A 16154-nucleotide genomic window follows, 5' to 3' on the forward strand; every position below is an offset into this window, starting at 1 on the left:
GTCCACCTCAAGATGCAACTTTGCCCACCGGCTTGCGTGAAATACCGGCTTGCACACGAATTACTATGGCCGCAACCGCGCGAATAGGCTAAGCGGCACGCGTTTCCCGCATAATTCGGCCTCAATAGCTATGCATAGCATTTTGCCAGCAAACCGATAATGCCTCCTCTCAATTTATCCGATTCTCCTGATGCCCCTCCGCAAACGACTCGTTATCCAGTTCACAGGCTATGAAGGTCTGCACCCGAAAGCCGTCCGCGTGCGCCACGCGCAGGCCCTGAAGGATTTCGACCGCCTGTGGAAGGCAAAGACCAAGCTTCCGCCCATGACCGAGGAGCCTGACGATTGCGGCACGACCACTGCCGTCACCGTGGGCAATGGCTGGCAGACGGAAACCGAATTCTGCCAGTTCGGCACTGCGGATATTTTTGACGATTACGCCGCGCGCTCCACACCGAAGCGGATGCTGACCGGCTTTCACGCATTCCTGAACATCCTCTTCACCGGAACGCTGTGGCGCTATCTGACGACGAGCTGGCGCTTTGTCCTGTTTTTCCTGTGGCCATTTCTGCTGTCGCTGGCGATTCTGGCTATCGCAGCCTTGCTCGCTTTCACACCGATGGCAGCAGGCCTTTCCGCGCTGCATCTTCTGTGGTCGGTTCCACTTGCCGCCGTCCTCGCAACCCTGCTCGTGCGCAAACCCGGCGACCGGTTTTTCATGTCCTATCTGCTCGACGACTGGTCTGCGGCCTATGATCGTATCCACGGGCGCAACGAGAAGCTCAACCAGCGGCGCAAGGCTTTTGCGGAAGCCCTGAAGCAGAAGATCGAAGCCAGCAATGCTGATGAGGTCATCATCGTTGCGCATAGTCTTGGCACGGTTCCGGCAGTGGAGGCGCTTGCCGACCTGCAGCGTGTGCGTCCCGATCTTCTGGCAAAACAGCCCGTGTCGCTGCTCGCCATCGGCTCATGCCTGATGATGATCGCTCTCCATCCCAAGGCGAAATCATTGCGCGAGGACGTGCGCGTAGTGATCGAGGAAAGCCCGGTCCTGTGGTCGGAATTCCAGGTGCTGACCGACATTATCCACTTCTACGGCTCGGACCCGGCCAAGGTTCTGAAGCTAGAGACCACCAACCCGCCGCTTATCAACCGCATCCGCTTCAAGAACGTGCACAGCGAAAACCGCTACAAGCGGTCGAAGGGCAATTTCTTCCTGATGCATCTGCTTTACATGCGCGGGGCGGAGAAGAAGAACTTCTACGATTTCGGCATGTTCCTGCACGGCCCGTTCTTCTTCCGCGATCTGATGACCGAACACAAAGGAAAAGCCGCCCCTCTCGATGAAGAAGGACGGCTTCCAGTTCGGCATAGCGAAGCGGCTTGAACTGCTTAAGCCTCCGGCGGCTCCACGACGGCAATCGTCAGCCAGGTGGCCGTCAGCGCAGGCTTCAGCGAGTTTTCGATTTCCAGCGTCACATCATAATGATTGACCACGCGACCTGACGGGCGGATATCCGCATCCGCCAGCTTGAAGCGGGCGCGCACGCGGGCGCCGGTCTTGACTGGCGACATGAAGCGCAGCTTGTCGAAGCCGTAATTGATGCCCATCGTAGCACCTTCCAGCATCGGAAGCGCTTCGTAAGCCAGCGTAGAGAGTAGCGACAGCGTCAGGAAGCCATGCGCGATGGTGCCGCCAAACGGCGTTTCCTTGGCGGCGCGTTCCGGGTCGACATGGATGAACTGATGATCGTCGGTCGCATCTGCGAACTGGTTGATCATTTCCTGCGTGACTTCGCGCCACTCGGAACATCCGACTTCCGTGCCGATTGCCTCGCGCAACTGGTCGAGCGTGATTGCGTCTTTCATTCGCTGGCTATTCCTGCTGATGTGATTTGCCTTGTGTTTAACCCATAAAACTCAGGCGGCAACCAGAATTTCCCGTGCTATATCATCCCAGTGCGAGAAAACCCGATGCGCGCCCCTGCCTGTCAATTTTTCGGCGTGTCCGGTATAAGTATGTCCGCCGCCCGTATAGCCGAATGCCGTCATGCCTGCCGCGATAGCGCCTTCGACACCGAAGGGAGAATCCTCGATCACCACGCAACGCGCCGGATCGATGCCCATCTTGTCGGCTGCAAACAGGAACAGGTCTGGCGCCGGCTTGCCGCGCTTGACCATGCTGGACGAGTAAACGGCATCGCCGAAATAATGGCTGATGCCGGTCTTTTCCAGGCTGAATGCGATACGCTCCGGCTGCGACGACGATGCCACGCAACGCTTTTGCGGCAGATCGCGCAGGAAATTGGCAATGCCGATGGTTGGCTGCAGAGCCTCCGCGAACAGGATTTTCGTCTCGGGCCAGAATTGGCTCGTGGCCTCCTCCGGCAGACGGTGCCCGGTCATGTCCTCGATCATCTTCATGATATCGGCCTGCTTCATGCCGATGCCCTTGGCGACCGTTCCTTCCGGCAGCTTCATGCCGTGATTGGCATAGACCTGCTCGAAAGCCAGACAGGAAAGCGGCTCGCTATCGACAAGAACGCCGTCACAGTCGAAGATCACGAGATCGAAAGGGGATACGCTGCTCATTTTGGCTCCAGTGGCCCACTAAAGGGATGCATATTTTGTCGCGCAGTTTGGGGATGCGCGTCTGTCAGTGTTGATATAGAGACTGTTCATCCAATACGCATCTATAACAACATAAGCGTGACAAAATTACCGCGAAGAAGCGGCCTTGAAGTTTTGCGGAGAGTTTCATGACGACAAATGTGGCACTGGTAGGACTGGCGCGCGATCTCGCAGCGCGAGCGGAAACCGGCAAGCCGATCCGCATCGGTCTGATTGGCGCTGGCGAAATGGGCACCGACATCGTCACGCAGGTGGCGCGGATGCAGGGCATCGAAGTCGGCGCTCTTTCTGCCCGCAGACTGCCCAACACTTTCAAAGCTGTCCGCACCGCCTATGGCGACGAGGAAAACGCGCGAGAAGCCCGCACAGAATCCGCAATGACCAGCGCCATCGAAAACGGCAAGATCGCCGTCACCGATGACAATGACCTGATCCTTTCCAATCCGCTGCTCGATGTCATCATCGATGCGACCGGCATTCCGGAAGTGGGTGCCGAGACCGGCATCAAGGCCATCCAGAATGGCAAGCATCTCGTCATGATGAACGTCGAGGCGGATGTCACAATCGGGCCCTACCTCAAGGCCGAGGCCGACAGGCAGGGCGTGATCTATTCCCTTGGCGCGGGCGACGAGCCGTCATCCTGCATGGAACTGATCGAGTTCGTTTCCGCCATGGGGCACAAGGTCGTGGCCGCTGGCAAGGGCAAGAACAATCCGCTCAATTTCGACGCGATCCCAGACGATTATCAGGAAGAAGCCGACCGCCGGAATATGAATGTCCGCCTGCTGGTGGAATTCGTCGATGGTTCCAAAACGATGGTTGAAATGGCGGCCATCGCCAACGCCACCGGGCTTGTGCCCGACATTGCGGGCATGCATGGCCCCAAGGCAGCCATTGACGAGCTGAACCGCACTTTGATTCCGAAGGAAGACGGCGGCGTGCTCAACAAATCGGGCGTGGTCGATTATTCCATCGGGCGCGGCGTATCGCCGGGCGTTTTCGTGATTGCCAAGATGGAGCATCCCCGCCTGGTCGAGCGCCTGGAAGACCTGAAGATGGGCAAAGGCCCCTACTTCACCTTCCATCGGCCTTTCCACCTCACCTCGCTGGAAGTACCGCTCACCGTGGCGCGCGTCGTGCTGCACGGCAAGACCGATATGGTGCCGCTGCCAAAGCCTGTGGCGGAAGTCTGCGCCGTCGCCAAGAAGGATTTGCGTCCGGGCGATCATCTGGATGCCATCGGGCAATATTGCTACCGCTCGTGGATCATGACGACGCCTGAAGCGCGTGCGGCTAAGGCCATCCCCTGCGGCCTGCTCCAGAACGGCACGGTCATCGCCCCGATCAGGAAGGGCGAACTCATCACCTATGCCAATGCGGCACCGCAGCCGGGCTCCAAGATCGCCGAACTGCGCGCGTTGCAGGACAAGATGATCTACGGCTGAAGCCCGATCGAAAACTCAAACAAAAAGGCGGCTCGAAGCCGCCTTTTTGTTTTCCAACCGGGCACCCCGGCCTTATGAGATTCGGGGAAATGGCGTGCCGAAAATGGTGAGGTTCGAGAACCGGAGCGGAGGGTACTTAACGTACATGAGCACCGGAAGCGCAGAACCGCGCCATTTGCAGGCCGCCAGAACCCGAATATCGAAGGCCTAGTGATCGAGGGCCTTCACAATACTCTCCACCATCTTCTTCGCATCGGCGAAGAGCATCATGGTGTTGTCGCGGAAGAACAGTTCGTTTTCCACGCCCGCATAGCCAGAGCCCATGCCGCGCTTGATGAACAGAACCGTGCCAGCCTTGTCGACATCGAGGATCGGCATGCCGAAGATCGGTGACTTCGGATCGGTCTTCGCAGCCGGATTGGTGACGTCGTTCGCGCCGATCACGAAAGCCACATCGGCCTGCGCGAATTCCGAATTGATGTCTTCCAGCTCGAACACTTCATCGTAAGGCACGTTGGCCTCGGCCAGAAGCACGTTCATATGGCCCGGCATACGACCGGCCACCGGATGGATGGCATATTTGACTTCCACGCCTTCGGCCTTCAGCTTGTCAGCCATTTCGCGCAGCGCGTGCTGCGCCTGCGCCACAGCCATGCCATAGCCCGGCACGATGATGACCTTGGAAGCGTTCTTCATGATGAAGGCCGCATCGTCGGCAGAACCCTGCTTGACCGGGCGCTGTTCGACCTCGCCAGCCGGACCGCCGGACGTATCGCCGCCAAAGCCGCCGAGAATGACCGAGATGAACGAACGGTTCATGCCCTTACACATGATGTAGGACAGGATCGCGCCCGAAGAGCCGACCAGCGCGCCGGTGATGATCAGCGCCAGATTGCCGAGCGTGAAGCCGATGCCTGCCGCTGCCCAGCCCGAATAGGAATTGAGCATGGAGACCACGACCGGCATGTCTGCGCCGCCGATTGGCACGATGATCAGCACGCCGAACACCAGCGACAGAAGCACGATCAGCCAGAACACGAAATGGCTTTCGGTGTTCACCAGCACAACAACCAGCAACACGATGGCTGCGGCCAGAGCGGCGTTGATGACATGACGTCCCGGCAGCATGATCGGCTTGCCCGACATGCGACCGTCAAGCTTGAGGAAGGCGATGATCGAGCCTGTGAAGGTGATTGCGCCGATGGCCACGCCCAGCGACATTTCGATCAGCGCCTGACCGTGGATCTGGCCCACTTCGCCGATACCGAAGGAATGCGGCGAGTAAATTGCGGCCGCGGCCACCAGAACGGCGGCAAGGCCGATCAACGAGTGGAACGCGGCAACAAGCTGCGGCATGGCCGTCATGGCGATGCGGCGGGCAATAACGGCACCGATACCGCCACCGATGGCAATACCGATGACGATCAGGACCAGACCGCCGAAGCTTGGACGCGCCAGCAGAAGCGTGGTGACGATGGAGATCGCCATACCGATCATGCCGTACATATTGCCCTGACGGCTGGTTGTCGGATGCGACAGGCCGCGCAGTGCCAGAATGAACAGCACGCCGGAAACGAGATAAAGGAAGGCTGCGAGATTAACGCTCATAATGGTTCAGCCTCACTTTTCTTTTTTCTTGTACATGGCGAGCATGCGCTGGGTGACCAGGAAGCCGCCAAAAATGTTGACGCTCGCCAGAATGAGCGCAATGAAACCGAAGCCGGTTGCCCAGCCCGAAAGCGAAAGACCGACGGCCAGAAGTGCGCCCACCACGATCACCGATGAAATGGCGTTGGTAACGGCCATCAGCGGGGTGTGCAGCGCAGGCGTGACCGACCACACCACGTAATAGCCGACGAAAATCGACAGGATGAAAATCGCAAAGCGGAACACGAACGGATCGATTGCGCCGCCCGATGCGGCATGCGCGGCAGCCGTCGCAGCATCGCCCAGACCACCGGCGTTTTCCGCGGCCTGACGCACGGCGTCCACAGCCTGATTAAGGCCCTCAAGGGCTTTGTCGAGATTTGTATCGGCCATTATGCCTCTCCTCCATCAACTGGAGACTTGGGGGAAGACGTCGTCTTCGGCGCCTTTGCAGGTGCGTTTTTCGCAGGCTTGGCAGCCGCCTTCGGCACCGCTGCCTTTGCTGCCGGTTTTTCCGCTTTCGGTTTCGGCGCGGCTTTTGGCTTGGCAGCCTTTTCAACAACAGCCGGAGCCGGTGCTGTCTCAGCCTTGGCGAACGCCGGATGCAAGATCTTGCCCTGATGGGTCAGAAGCGTAGCCTTGACCAGCTCTTCTTCCGGGTCGATTTTCAGGACCTTGGCTTCCTTGTCGACCAGCGTTTCGACGAAGGCGATCAGGTTGCGTGCATAAAGCTGCGATGCGCTCGCGGCGATGCGGCCCGACACATTGAGGTGACCGACGATCCTGACACCGTTCACGTCAGTGATCTGACCCGCAACTGCGCCTTCGACATTGCCGCCGCGCTCGACCGCGAGATCAACCAGCACGGAACCCGGACGCATGGAAGCAACCATTTCCTTGGAAACCAGACGCGGCGCCGGACGCCCCGGAATGAGCGCCGTTGTGATGACGATATCCTGCTTGGCGATATGGTCGGCAACAAGTGCGGCCTGCTTCGCCTGATATTCCTTCGACATTTCCTTGGCGTAGCCGCCGGAGGTTTCCGCAGCCTTGAACTCTTCGTCCTCAACGGCGATGAACTTCGCGCCGAGCGAAGCGACCTGCTCCTTGGCGGCGGGGCGAACGTCGGTTGCCGTCACGACAGCACCGAGACGGCGCGCCGTTGCAATGGCCTGAAGACCGGCAACGCCTGCCCCCATAACGAACACCTTGGCGGCAGGCACGGTGCCCGCTGCCGTCATCATCATCGGCATGGCGCGGTCATAGACTTCCGCCGCATCGATCACCGCCTGATAACCGGCGAGATTGGCCTGCGACGACAAGACGTCCATCACCTGCGCACGGGTGATGCGCGGCATGAACTCCATCGTGAAAGCCGAAATTCCGGCCTTGGCGAGTGCCGCCACGGCGTCTTCATGGCCGTAGGGATCAAGCATGGCGAAGAGCGCTGCGCCCGATTTATACCCTTTGAGTTCCGCGTCCGTCGGACGCCGCACCTTGAGCACCACATCCGCCGTTTTGGCATCCGCCACTGTGCCGATGCGGGCACCGGCTGCCGTAAACTCGGCATCGGGAATGCGCGATTTCTCGCCAGCGCCTTTTTCCACCACAACGTCGAAACCGAGCGCGATGAACTTCTTCACCGTCTCCGCCGACGCAGCAACGCGGGTCTCGCTGGGGTCACTCTCTTTCGGGATAAATAACGTCTGGGCCAAGCTGGTTTCCCTTTCGTGGCGTTCTTCCGGGGTTCCCCCGGTCAGGCGGCATTACGGGCTTCCGGGAAGAAGCCCTTTTAGAGCGCGTTTCGAACTGATTGAATCAGATCGACACGCGCTCTAACTATTGTTTTGTAACGCGCATCTGGTCCGAAAACCGTTTCACACTTTTCGGGATGCGCTCTAAAAATGAACTACAGACATGCATAAACCCTCGGCACGGTACCCCATGCCAAGGCATTCGATCAAATCGTGCGGGTTAATCCCGGTTCAGCACCAAAGCTGCATCGTGCGCCACCGGTTGGTCTCCATCCGGCAGCGAAAGGATGCGCTAGAGGATGAACCAGGCAGCGACACAAACTAGAATGAAAAGAACGGTCGCGGAGAAGAAACCACCAGCAAAAAAGCCGAACGCCATGGCAATCATAAGGGCGACGAGCGCCACCGTGCCCCATTTAACCAGGCCCGTGAAACCGGCATAAGTTTTCTCATGCTCGGAATAATCCATCGGTGCGCCAAGTTCAGCCGGAGCCGTCGTATGATGTTCTGCCATTTTAGTTCCACCCATTCAGAATTTCCGCCCGTACACCGTCATGTTAAGCGAAAATAACTGCAATCTTCAATGCGCGACCGAACAAACCGATGCTTTGACAGCAAGGCTTTTCGTCGCACTACCCTCTCTCCGCAGAAGCGGTTCCGCAATCTTCGTAAAGCGAAACCACCCCTCTGGCTACATTTAATTGTTTAATATCCGGCGATGTTTTTAGATTCTTATACGCCGAGGCCAGTATATTTCGCCGTCGGCAAAATCGTCAGCGGCACGGAACTGCTGCGCATGTCACCAAACATCGCATGGCGTTCATGCGGCTGCGACTTGAAAAACGGAAAGCGCACCGCCACCGCATCGCGAATATTGCGGATAGGTGCGGAACCAAGCCCGACCCTGATTCCATAGCCTTCATGTTCGCGCGCATCGGCCATGACAGAGGTGCCGAATATGCGCTTATAGAACGCCATATGTTCCGGTTTCACCGAGGCAAGACATTGATCTGCCGCGAAAAATTCGGATGCCATCGCCGCAATGCGCAGCGTGATATAGGGAATGGCCGGGTATTCGCTCAATAGCTCGGGATCGGCGGCAAAACGGGTCGGATCAACAAAATGCATACCGCTATTGAGCAGCGGATCAAGAATATCCGGGAACAGTGCATAGCTCGTGCCGCGACGATGATCGGGCGTAATGTGATGGATGCGCAGCGTGCTGACCAATTGCCCGTCCACATACACGCCATAGACGAAGGCATGGCTATCGCGGTCGATATCATCAACGATAGACGGCACTTCCGCCTCATGCATGACATTGCGCGTCCGGTAGGAACGGTAACGCAGACGGCCGATTTCCTCGAGGTCCTCCGCATGGACGATGCGGCGATATTCCACCCGGTCGAGAAACTGCAACAGCTGTCGCGCGAAATTGGACAATGGCGGTTTATCGCCTGTAACAGCTGTATTCGTCATGCAATCGATTTTCCGCACCCCACAAATCAGTGCGCAGAATATGCGCCTTTATCAGCGTGTAAAGATATAACTTTTTGCACTGCCTTTTTATTGCCCCACAAAAAACACTCCTTCGCCACAATTGGATTGTGCTTTTACACGTGACGAACGCGATAAAAATGCAAAATGGCCCCATCAGGGGCCATTTCACGAATTTGCCTTGATTTGAAAACGGGCCTTCAAAGCGCGTTGGCGATAGCCTGAAACGCATACATCGTTTCGTCCTTCATATCCTGCCCGTCGACATTGTAATTGGAATATGCCGAGGTCTTGGCAATGACGACACCTTTGGCAGGATTGACATAGATGAACTGCCCATAGATGCCAACGGCACTATAGTCGCCTTGCCAGTCAACCGGCGTCCACCACTGATAGCCATAACCGAACGGAATCTTGCCCAGTGCATCCTTGCGACCGGGCATCAGATAAGGCGCATCCGGCGTTACCGAATCGTGCACCCATTGCGCCGGCACAAGCTGCTCGCCCTTGAAGTTGCGACCCTCATTGAGATAGAGCAGGCCGAAACGTGCATAATCGCGAAGAACGGCGTTCATACCGGCCCCGGCAGCAGCTTCACCGGTGGGATCCACCGCCCAGTAGACATCGGCTTCCGCGCCAAGCTTTGACCAGAGTTTGTCTTTCAAATAATCCTGAAAACGAACACCAGTCGCGCCTTCCAGAACCAGCCCGAGCACTTGCGTATCCGCCGACACATAGTGGCTGAGCGTTCCCTGGGGGCGTTCATTTTTCAGATGCGCGGTGAAATTTGTGATCGAGCCAGTCAGAAGCTCGACAGCATACCGAACGATATCGGAATTGAGATCACCATAGTTCTCGTTAAATCCGATGCCAGACGCCATCTGCAGCACGTTCTTGACCGTCACGCCCTTGTATCCGCCCTCGGCCAGCACCGGTGCATAGCGGTCGACCGGCTGGTTGATATCGATCAGACCGTCCCGAACGGCATTGCCGACAAGGAAGGAAACGACAGATTTCGACATGGAGAATGCGATGCTCTGGGTGGCCTCGGTATTGCCGTGATCATATTCCTCGTGGACGATCACGCCGTCTTTCAGAACAATGAAACCGGTCGTGCCGCCGCGCTTCAGCCAGTCGGAAATCTTGCGGGTCTCACCCTTGTAGACAAAAGTCTCCGGCAAGGGCCGCTCTTCTTTCGCCAACTGGCTGACTTCGCCCTCATGCGGGATGCGCACCGATGGATAGCGCCTGTAAACATTGCGGAAGTTTTCAAAAATTTCCGGCCCCTTGAACATCTGGGCATATTGATAGACCGCCCAGCTTTCGTGGATTTTCGTCCAGAAGACCGCAGTACCAACACCGGCAAGAACAACAAGCCCGATCAGTCCATATAAAGCATAGCGAAAAAATCGTTTCATCGCCTCCCCTTTAAATATTAAAATTGAATTTGATAGACATTTTATAAGCAAATAACGAAATACTTATATACATCCTCCTAAGACATTAAGAGCATGATACGTGCATCTCAAAAAATCCCAATTATTATATTTATATTCAAATTCCTGTGATTTACACGAGAAGTGGCAACGACATTGAGCGTCGTAGATGAGATATGCCAAACACTTCGCAGTACTTTGAAAAACCGCGAGAAGCTCGTCCAACACAAACAGTTAAATCTGAAATAATCAGGCGACGGTTCGCCCGCCGTCGCGGCGCGCTGCGGCTTTCGTGGTCATAGCGCTGATCGCTTCCACAGGCACAGGCATACCGAGAAGATAGCCCTGTACGAGATCGGCACCCGCCGCCACACGGATCAGCGCAAGCTGTTCCTCTGTTTCGACACCTTCGACTGTCACGCCCAGCCCAAGCTCGTGCGAAAGCTGGGTAACGCCGCGAAGCAGCATGAGCGAGCGCCGGTCGGTGGTGATGTCGCGCACGAAGGAACGGTCGACCTTCACCTTGGTCAATGGCAAGGTGTTGAGATAGCTGAGACTGGAATAGCCGGTGCCGAAATCATCCAGCGCGATATTGATCCCGGCATTCTTGAGCCGCTGCAACACCATCGAAGTCTTGTTGCGGTCCGAGATGATGGCGCTTTCCGTCACTTCCACCTCAAGGCGGTGAGCCGGAAGGCCTGATTTCTGCAAGGCATTGGCGATGTCGCGGGCGATGTCATTGCTTTTCAGATCGATGGCCGAAAGATTGACCGAAACGCCGATGCGGTCGCCCCATGACAGACAGTCGGCACAGGCCTGCGCCAGCATGAAGCGGGTAATGTCGGTGATGATGCCCATTTCTTCCGCAAGCGGAATGAATTCCGCAGGCGGCACAAAGCCAAGCTGCGGATGCTCCCAGCGCGCCAGCGCTTCACACGCAACAACGCGCAGGGACTGCGCGCTGACGATGGGCTGATAGACGACCTTGATCTCGCCATGCTCGATGGCAAGCCGCAAATCGGCTTTGAGTTTCTGGCGCCCGCGATATTTGGTGTCCATCGCATCGATGAAGATGGACCAGGGCTTGTCTTCCATGCTTTTGGCTTCGTAGAGTGCCAGATCGGCGCTGATATGCATGCTGCCGACATCGCATCTTCCGATATCCTCGATCGCGATGCCCGCGCTGATATCGATATGCACCTGATCGCCGTCGAGATCGTAGACGCCGGTCACGACGGTCATGATATGATCCATCACGCCTGCAACGTCGGCCTCGCTGCGCAGATTGAAGACGAACACCACGAATTCGTCGCCGCCGAAGCGTGACGCGACGAAACGCTGCGGATCGAGCGAGTTCAGCCGCTCTGCAAACAGGCGCAGCAATACGTCACCGGTATGATGCCCCAACGTATCGTTGACATGCTTGAAATGATTGATGTCGATGACGATGAGCGCAGCCTGCGTGCCTGCTTGCTGGTGGGAACGCATGGATCGCACCAGGGTTTCGAAATAATTGCGGTTCGGCAGGCCTGTCAGGCCGTCATAACGCGCCATATGCTGAATGCGCGCTTCCGCTTCCACGCGCTGCGTCACATCCTCGAACATCAGGACGGCCCCCTCATTGAGGGTCTGATTGCCGATACATTCGATATAACGCTGGTTCGAAAGCTGGAAAATATCGCGCGTGCGCTTGCCCAGCAGAAGATCCTGCATGCGCACATGCACGCTTTTCAGGTCGTTTTGCGGAAACAGTCCCTTCTTCGCGCAATAGCGCAGCAGGACATCGAGCTTGCGGCCATGCAGCTTGGTGTGTTCGGCGATCTGCAACATCGCCTTGGCCTTATTGTTGATGACCGCAATGCGCTGCTGGCTGTCGAACATCAGCAAGCCCTGCGGCATGTTGTTGAGCGCCGCATCGAAACGCCCGGCCACAATGGACAGGCGACGTTTGCCCATGACTGCAGCGAAGAGAAACTCGCGCAGACCGTTTGCCATCTGGATGTTGGACAGGAAATACGGGATCAGCAGCAGGCCAATGATGACGTGAAACGGCGTTCCCGCCAGAATAAGCCCGGCCAGAACCGGAATCAGCGTGCAGGCCGACATCAGGACAACGGCTTTCGCCGATGCATAATTGCGGCCCACAATGGAAACGACCGAAGCAAGCAGCACAGTCAGGCTGGCAAGTTCGGCAAAGGAATCCCTGAGCACATAGCTTGAGAAGAAACACAACATGCCGAGCGTCAGGCAGACGGCGGACGCACCGATCAGATAGCGTGTTTCCCAGCGGTCGAGATCGGCATGGGACAGCGACTGCTGTTTTGCCTGGTCGAACTTGTGCATGTCGAAGATGCGACCAACGGCAATGATGGCGAACACACCGCCAAAAACCAGATAGCGCCAGTCATCGGTTTTCACATAGATGACGACACAGGCTACAACGTGCGCGAGCAAGCCAAACCAGAGCGTGGTACGATTACCATACAGCGCTCTGAGAAAAGATAGCCGCACATCTGCAGGTATCTCAGGTTTACGGCTTTGCCACATATCGATGCATTTATCCCTTATACGGGGAGGCAATATCGCACTAATGACTTAAAAATATCTTTCGGGATATTAAACCACAAGCTGTCACGACAACCACCATAAGATGTATTCAGATATTTTTTAAGGAAAACCACAGACGCACAACCCTCAACGGGCAATCACAACCATCGGCATACATGTTTTAGTCGTCCTAATATTACTGAAATGGCTAAAATGGGAGAACAGGGACAGGTTAGTTTCCGCATTCCCGAGAATTAATCCAGATTAGTCGATGTGGATATTCTACCGCCAGACCCCCGTCCGTTAGAGAAAAAACCTGCCATACAAGTCACGACGCGGGAAATAACCGCTAAAGAAACTTCCAACCTTGTCAGAGCTGATGACCGCCATCCACGGTAATGACGGAACCCGTCATATAGCGACTGGCATCGGAAGCCAGCATCAGCACAACCCCGTCCAGATCCTCAGGCTCGCCGAGGCGCCGCATTGGGTTCCGCCCTTTGAAGTAGCCCCCGGCAGGACCTTGCAGCTGGTCTTCATTGATTCGCGTTGGAAACCATCCGGGGGAAATCGCGTTGACGCGAATATCGTGCGTGGCCCATTCCAGCGCCAGCGCCCGCGTCATCTGCGTCACGCAGGCCTTGGACATGGAATAGGCGGCGGCACCCTTCTGCGGACGCTCGCCCAGAATGCTGGTCGTATTGACGATGGAGCCGCCCTCGCCGCGCTCGATCATGCGGCGCGCTGCTTCCTGCGCCACGAAAAAGGCGCCTGCGACATTGACCTCGAATATATGCTCCAGCATATCGCGCGTCGTGTCGAGCGCGCGTGCCATATGCGCGACACCGGCATTGTTGAAGAGCGTCGTTATCGGTCCGAAGCGTTCTTCCGCTTCATCAAAAGCACGCACGATTTCATCCGGATGGGTTACATCCGCCATGATTTCGAGCACTTCGCCGCCCGATGGGCAAATGCTTTCGCCTGCATGGGTGCGCGAGATCGAAATCACGCGTGCACCGTGCCCCGCCAGCACATGAACCATGCGCAGGCCCAACCCCGAAGACCCTCCCGTCACGGCAATAACCTTGCCCCTGACGGAGAAAAGCTGATCGTCAGTCATTCATCCCCTCAACTGCCAATCCCTCTTTATACCTTCCTAGAATATAGAGATCAGCATTTGAACCATCTTCGACCGTAAAAATCGGTTCAAATCAACACAATACACAGAAGGCACGACGAAAGACCTATGGCGCAGCCGAAAGACGACACCTGTTCGTGATTGCGCGACCCATTGCGGAGAAGTAAGGAACAGAGCAGATAAGAGCATAATCCGACTGGTGGATACGAACATTATGCCCAAGACTTCTCGCCCTCTCGTTGCCGTGCCGACCGATGTAAAGCCATTTGAAAACTACACCTGGCACGCAGCACCCCAGCAATATCTGGCAGCCGCCATCGACGTCGCAGGTGTAACGCCGCTTCTGGTGCCAAGTTTTGGCGACAAGATGGATCTCGATGCCATTCTGGATGCGGTGGACGGCGTTCTCGTCACAGGCTCCAAATCCAACGTCAATCCGGCGCTTTATGGCGTCGAACCGAGCGCCGCGTTCGAGCCCTATGACAATGCCCGCGATGCGACATCGCTGCCACTCATCCGCGCAGCCATCGAAAAAGGTGTTCCGGTGCTGGCCATCTGCCGCGGCATACAGGAGCTGAACGTCGCACTGGGCGGCACGCTCGCCACCGAAATTCAGGAAATGGAAGGCCGGATGGACCACCGCGCCCCGGAATCCGAAAGCCAGGCCGAGCGCTTCGCCATCCAGCACCCGATCAAGCTCAACCCGAACTCATGCCTTGCGGAAATCCTCAAAGAAGAAAGCGTGCGCGTGAACTCCGTTCACCGTCAGGCCATCGACAAGCTTGCACCGCAGCTTGAAGTCGAGGCGGTGGCCGAAGACGGTACGGTTGAAGCCGTCTCCGTGAGGAATGCGAAGGGATTTGTCGTCGGCGTGCAGTGGCACCCGGAATATTGGGCGCATTCCGATGCTCCGTCGCGCAAGATATTCGAGGCGTTCGGAGAGGCTGTGCGTCAACATCGGGCAGTAGGACAGTAAGGGTAAAAGTTCGTTGCGGTCGTCCGCAATCAAAACATATTCCCCTACTCGCCTGACAGACTGCTTCAGCCTTGCACATGCACCGTTTCCGGCACCGGCGTGATCGCCTTGCCGGTGTCGAACCATGCAATGAGATTATCAATCACCAGATCCGCCATGGCCTGACGGGTCTTTTGCGATGCGGATGCGATATGCGGCAGCAAAACCGTGTTGGGCGCATCAAGCAGGCCTTGTGGCACTGACGGTTCGTTCGCGAAAACATCCAGACCTGCAGCAGCGATTGTGCCATCGTTCAGCGCTGCGGCCAGCGCATCTTCATCAACCAGCGAACCGCGCCCGACATTGATCAGCACACCGTCCGGACCGAGCGCCTTCAGCACTTCGGCATTGACTGCCTTCGCGGTTTCCGCGCCGCCCGGTGCGACCAGAATAAGTGTGTCCACCGCCTTGGCCAGCTCGAGCAGGGTCGGATAATAATCGTAGGCGACGCCTTCAGCCTTGCGACGATTGTGATAGGAAACCGGCAGTCCGAAAGCTTCGACACGATGGGCGACCGCCTTGCCGATGCGGCCAAGGCCGAAAATGCCGACCTTGCGCCCACGCAAGGACAGCTTCGACAGCGGATAGCGGCCTTCCTTCACCCAATTGCCTGCACGCAGGAATTCCTGCGACTTCGACAATTCCCGCACCGTATCAATCAGAAGGCCAAGCGCCGTATCGGCTACTTCATCGGTCAGGACGTCAGGCGTATTGGTGACCATGACATTTTTCGTACCGGCATGTTTTGCATCGACCGCATCATAACCGACGCCAAAATTGCCGATTATTTTCAGATTGGGCAATGCATCGATCAGCGCCGCATCGACGGTGGACATGCTGGCAATACCATATATGTCGCCTGCCCAGTCGGCATCGACCAGCGCCGCGTCACCGCGTGGTATGCGGCGCACCGAAAACTCACCGGACAGACGCTCGACGGCATAATCGTTGAAGTTTCCGAGCACCAGAACGGTTGCGTCGCGCTTGGTCATGACAATATTCCTCTGGATTCCTCTGGACAGCATGTCGCAGTTCGTGAGGGAC

The 16154-nt window shown here is 56.9% G+C and carries 14 protein-coding genes; 3 read left to right on the forward strand and 11 right to left on the reverse strand.

Features of this window, described 5'->3' with window-relative positions; genetic code table 11:
• Positions 1 to 190 precede the first annotated feature (190 nt).
• Positions 191 to 1387 (forward strand): alpha/beta hydrolase, encoded by a 1197-nt coding sequence (locus AC1RHM_RS04870; RefSeq protein WP_010659457.1) that lies wholly within the window; start codon positions 191 to 193, stop codon positions 1385 to 1387.
• Between the two features lie 5 nt (positions 1388 to 1392).
• Here AC1RHM_RS04870 and AC1RHM_RS04875 read toward each other — a convergent pair whose 3' ends face one another.
• Positions 1393 to 1869: a MaoC family dehydratase gene (locus AC1RHM_RS04875; protein WP_010659456.1), complete on the reverse strand. Its 477-nt coding sequence runs from the start codon at positions 1867 to 1869 to the stop codon at positions 1393 to 1395.
• A gap of 51 nt (positions 1870 to 1920) precedes the next feature.
• Positions 1921 to 2592: an HAD family hydrolase gene (locus AC1RHM_RS04880; RefSeq protein WP_012091465.1), complete on the reverse strand. Its 672-nt coding sequence runs from the start codon at positions 2590 to 2592 to the stop codon at positions 1921 to 1923.
• Positions 2593 to 2759: 167 nt separating this feature from the next.
• Here AC1RHM_RS04880 and AC1RHM_RS04885 point away from each other — a divergent pair, with 167 nt between their 5' ends.
• Positions 2760 to 4076 (forward strand): 1-deoxy-D-ribulose 5-phosphate reductoisomerase, encoded by a 1317-nt coding sequence (locus AC1RHM_RS04885; protein WP_010659454.1) that lies wholly within the window; start codon positions 2760 to 2762, stop codon positions 4074 to 4076.
• A 207-nt stretch (positions 4077 to 4283) separates the two neighbouring features.
• Here the strand turns inward: AC1RHM_RS04885 and AC1RHM_RS04890 are convergent, their stop codons facing one another.
• The 8 genes from AC1RHM_RS04890 to AC1RHM_RS04925 all read right to left on the reverse strand — a co-directional run bounded on the left by AC1RHM_RS04890 (position 4284) and on the right by AC1RHM_RS04925 (position 14077).
• Positions 4284 to 5684 (reverse strand): NAD(P)(+) transhydrogenase (Re/Si-specific) subunit beta, encoded by a 1401-nt coding sequence (locus AC1RHM_RS04890; protein WP_010659453.1) that lies wholly within the window; start codon positions 5682 to 5684, stop codon positions 4284 to 4286.
• A gap of 12 nt (positions 5685 to 5696) precedes the next feature.
• Positions 5697 to 6116: a proton-translocating transhydrogenase family protein gene (locus AC1RHM_RS04895; RefSeq protein ID WP_010659452.1), complete on the reverse strand. Its 420-nt coding sequence runs from the start codon at positions 6114 to 6116 to the stop codon at positions 5697 to 5699.
• Positions 6116 to 7438 carry a Re/Si-specific NAD(P)(+) transhydrogenase subunit alpha gene (locus AC1RHM_RS04900; protein WP_151576227.1) on the reverse strand — a complete coding sequence of 441 codons (1323 nt, stop codon included), beginning with the start codon at positions 7436 to 7438 and terminating at the stop codon, positions 6116 to 6118. Before AC1RHM_RS04900 ends, AC1RHM_RS04895 begins: the two co-directional genes overlap by 1 nt.
• A gap of 331 nt (positions 7439 to 7769) precedes the next feature.
• Entirely contained in the window at positions 7770 to 7991 is a 222-nt protein-coding gene (locus AC1RHM_RS04905; RefSeq protein WP_010659450.1) for an aa3-type cytochrome c oxidase subunit IV, read from the reverse strand.
• A 218-nt stretch (positions 7992 to 8209) separates the two neighbouring features.
• Complete coding sequence (locus AC1RHM_RS04910) at positions 8210 to 8956, reverse strand: N-acyl amino acid synthase FeeM domain-containing protein (protein WP_010659449.1); 747 nt, start codon at positions 8954 to 8956, stop codon at positions 8210 to 8212.
• Positions 8957 to 9174: 218 nt separating this feature from the next.
• The gene (locus AC1RHM_RS04915; RefSeq protein ID WP_010659448.1) at positions 9175 to 10392 is read right to left on the reverse strand and encodes a serine hydrolase domain-containing protein; all 1218 of its coding nucleotides are present in this window, start codon (positions 10390 to 10392) and stop codon (positions 9175 to 9177) included.
• Between the two features lie 267 nt (positions 10393 to 10659).
• Entirely contained in the window at positions 10660 to 12957 is a 2298-nt protein-coding gene (locus AC1RHM_RS04920) for a putative bifunctional diguanylate cyclase/phosphodiesterase (protein WP_010659447.1), read from the reverse strand.
• A 370-nt stretch (positions 12958 to 13327) separates the two neighbouring features.
• A complete protein-coding gene (locus tag AC1RHM_RS04925) occupies positions 13328 to 14077 on the reverse strand; it encodes an SDR family NAD(P)-dependent oxidoreductase (RefSeq protein ID WP_010659446.1) in 750 nt (249 codons plus the stop codon).
• Positions 14078 to 14309: 232 nt separating this feature from the next.
• Between AC1RHM_RS04925 and AC1RHM_RS04930 the strand changes: the two genes are divergently transcribed.
• Positions 14310 to 15071: a gamma-glutamyl-gamma-aminobutyrate hydrolase family protein gene (locus tag AC1RHM_RS04930; protein ID WP_010659445.1), complete on the forward strand. Its 762-nt coding sequence runs from the start codon at positions 14310 to 14312 to the stop codon at positions 15069 to 15071.
• A 65-nt stretch (positions 15072 to 15136) separates the two neighbouring features.
• On the opposite strand, the gene AC1RHM_RS04935 is transcribed toward AC1RHM_RS04930, so the two are convergent.
• Positions 15137 to 16102 (reverse strand): 2-hydroxyacid dehydrogenase, encoded by a 966-nt coding sequence (locus AC1RHM_RS04935; RefSeq protein ID WP_010659444.1) that lies wholly within the window; start codon positions 16100 to 16102, stop codon positions 15137 to 15139.
• Positions 16103 to 16154 lie beyond the last annotated feature (52 nt).

Source organism: Brucella sp. GW823-FHT04E01 (assembly GCF_058796175.1).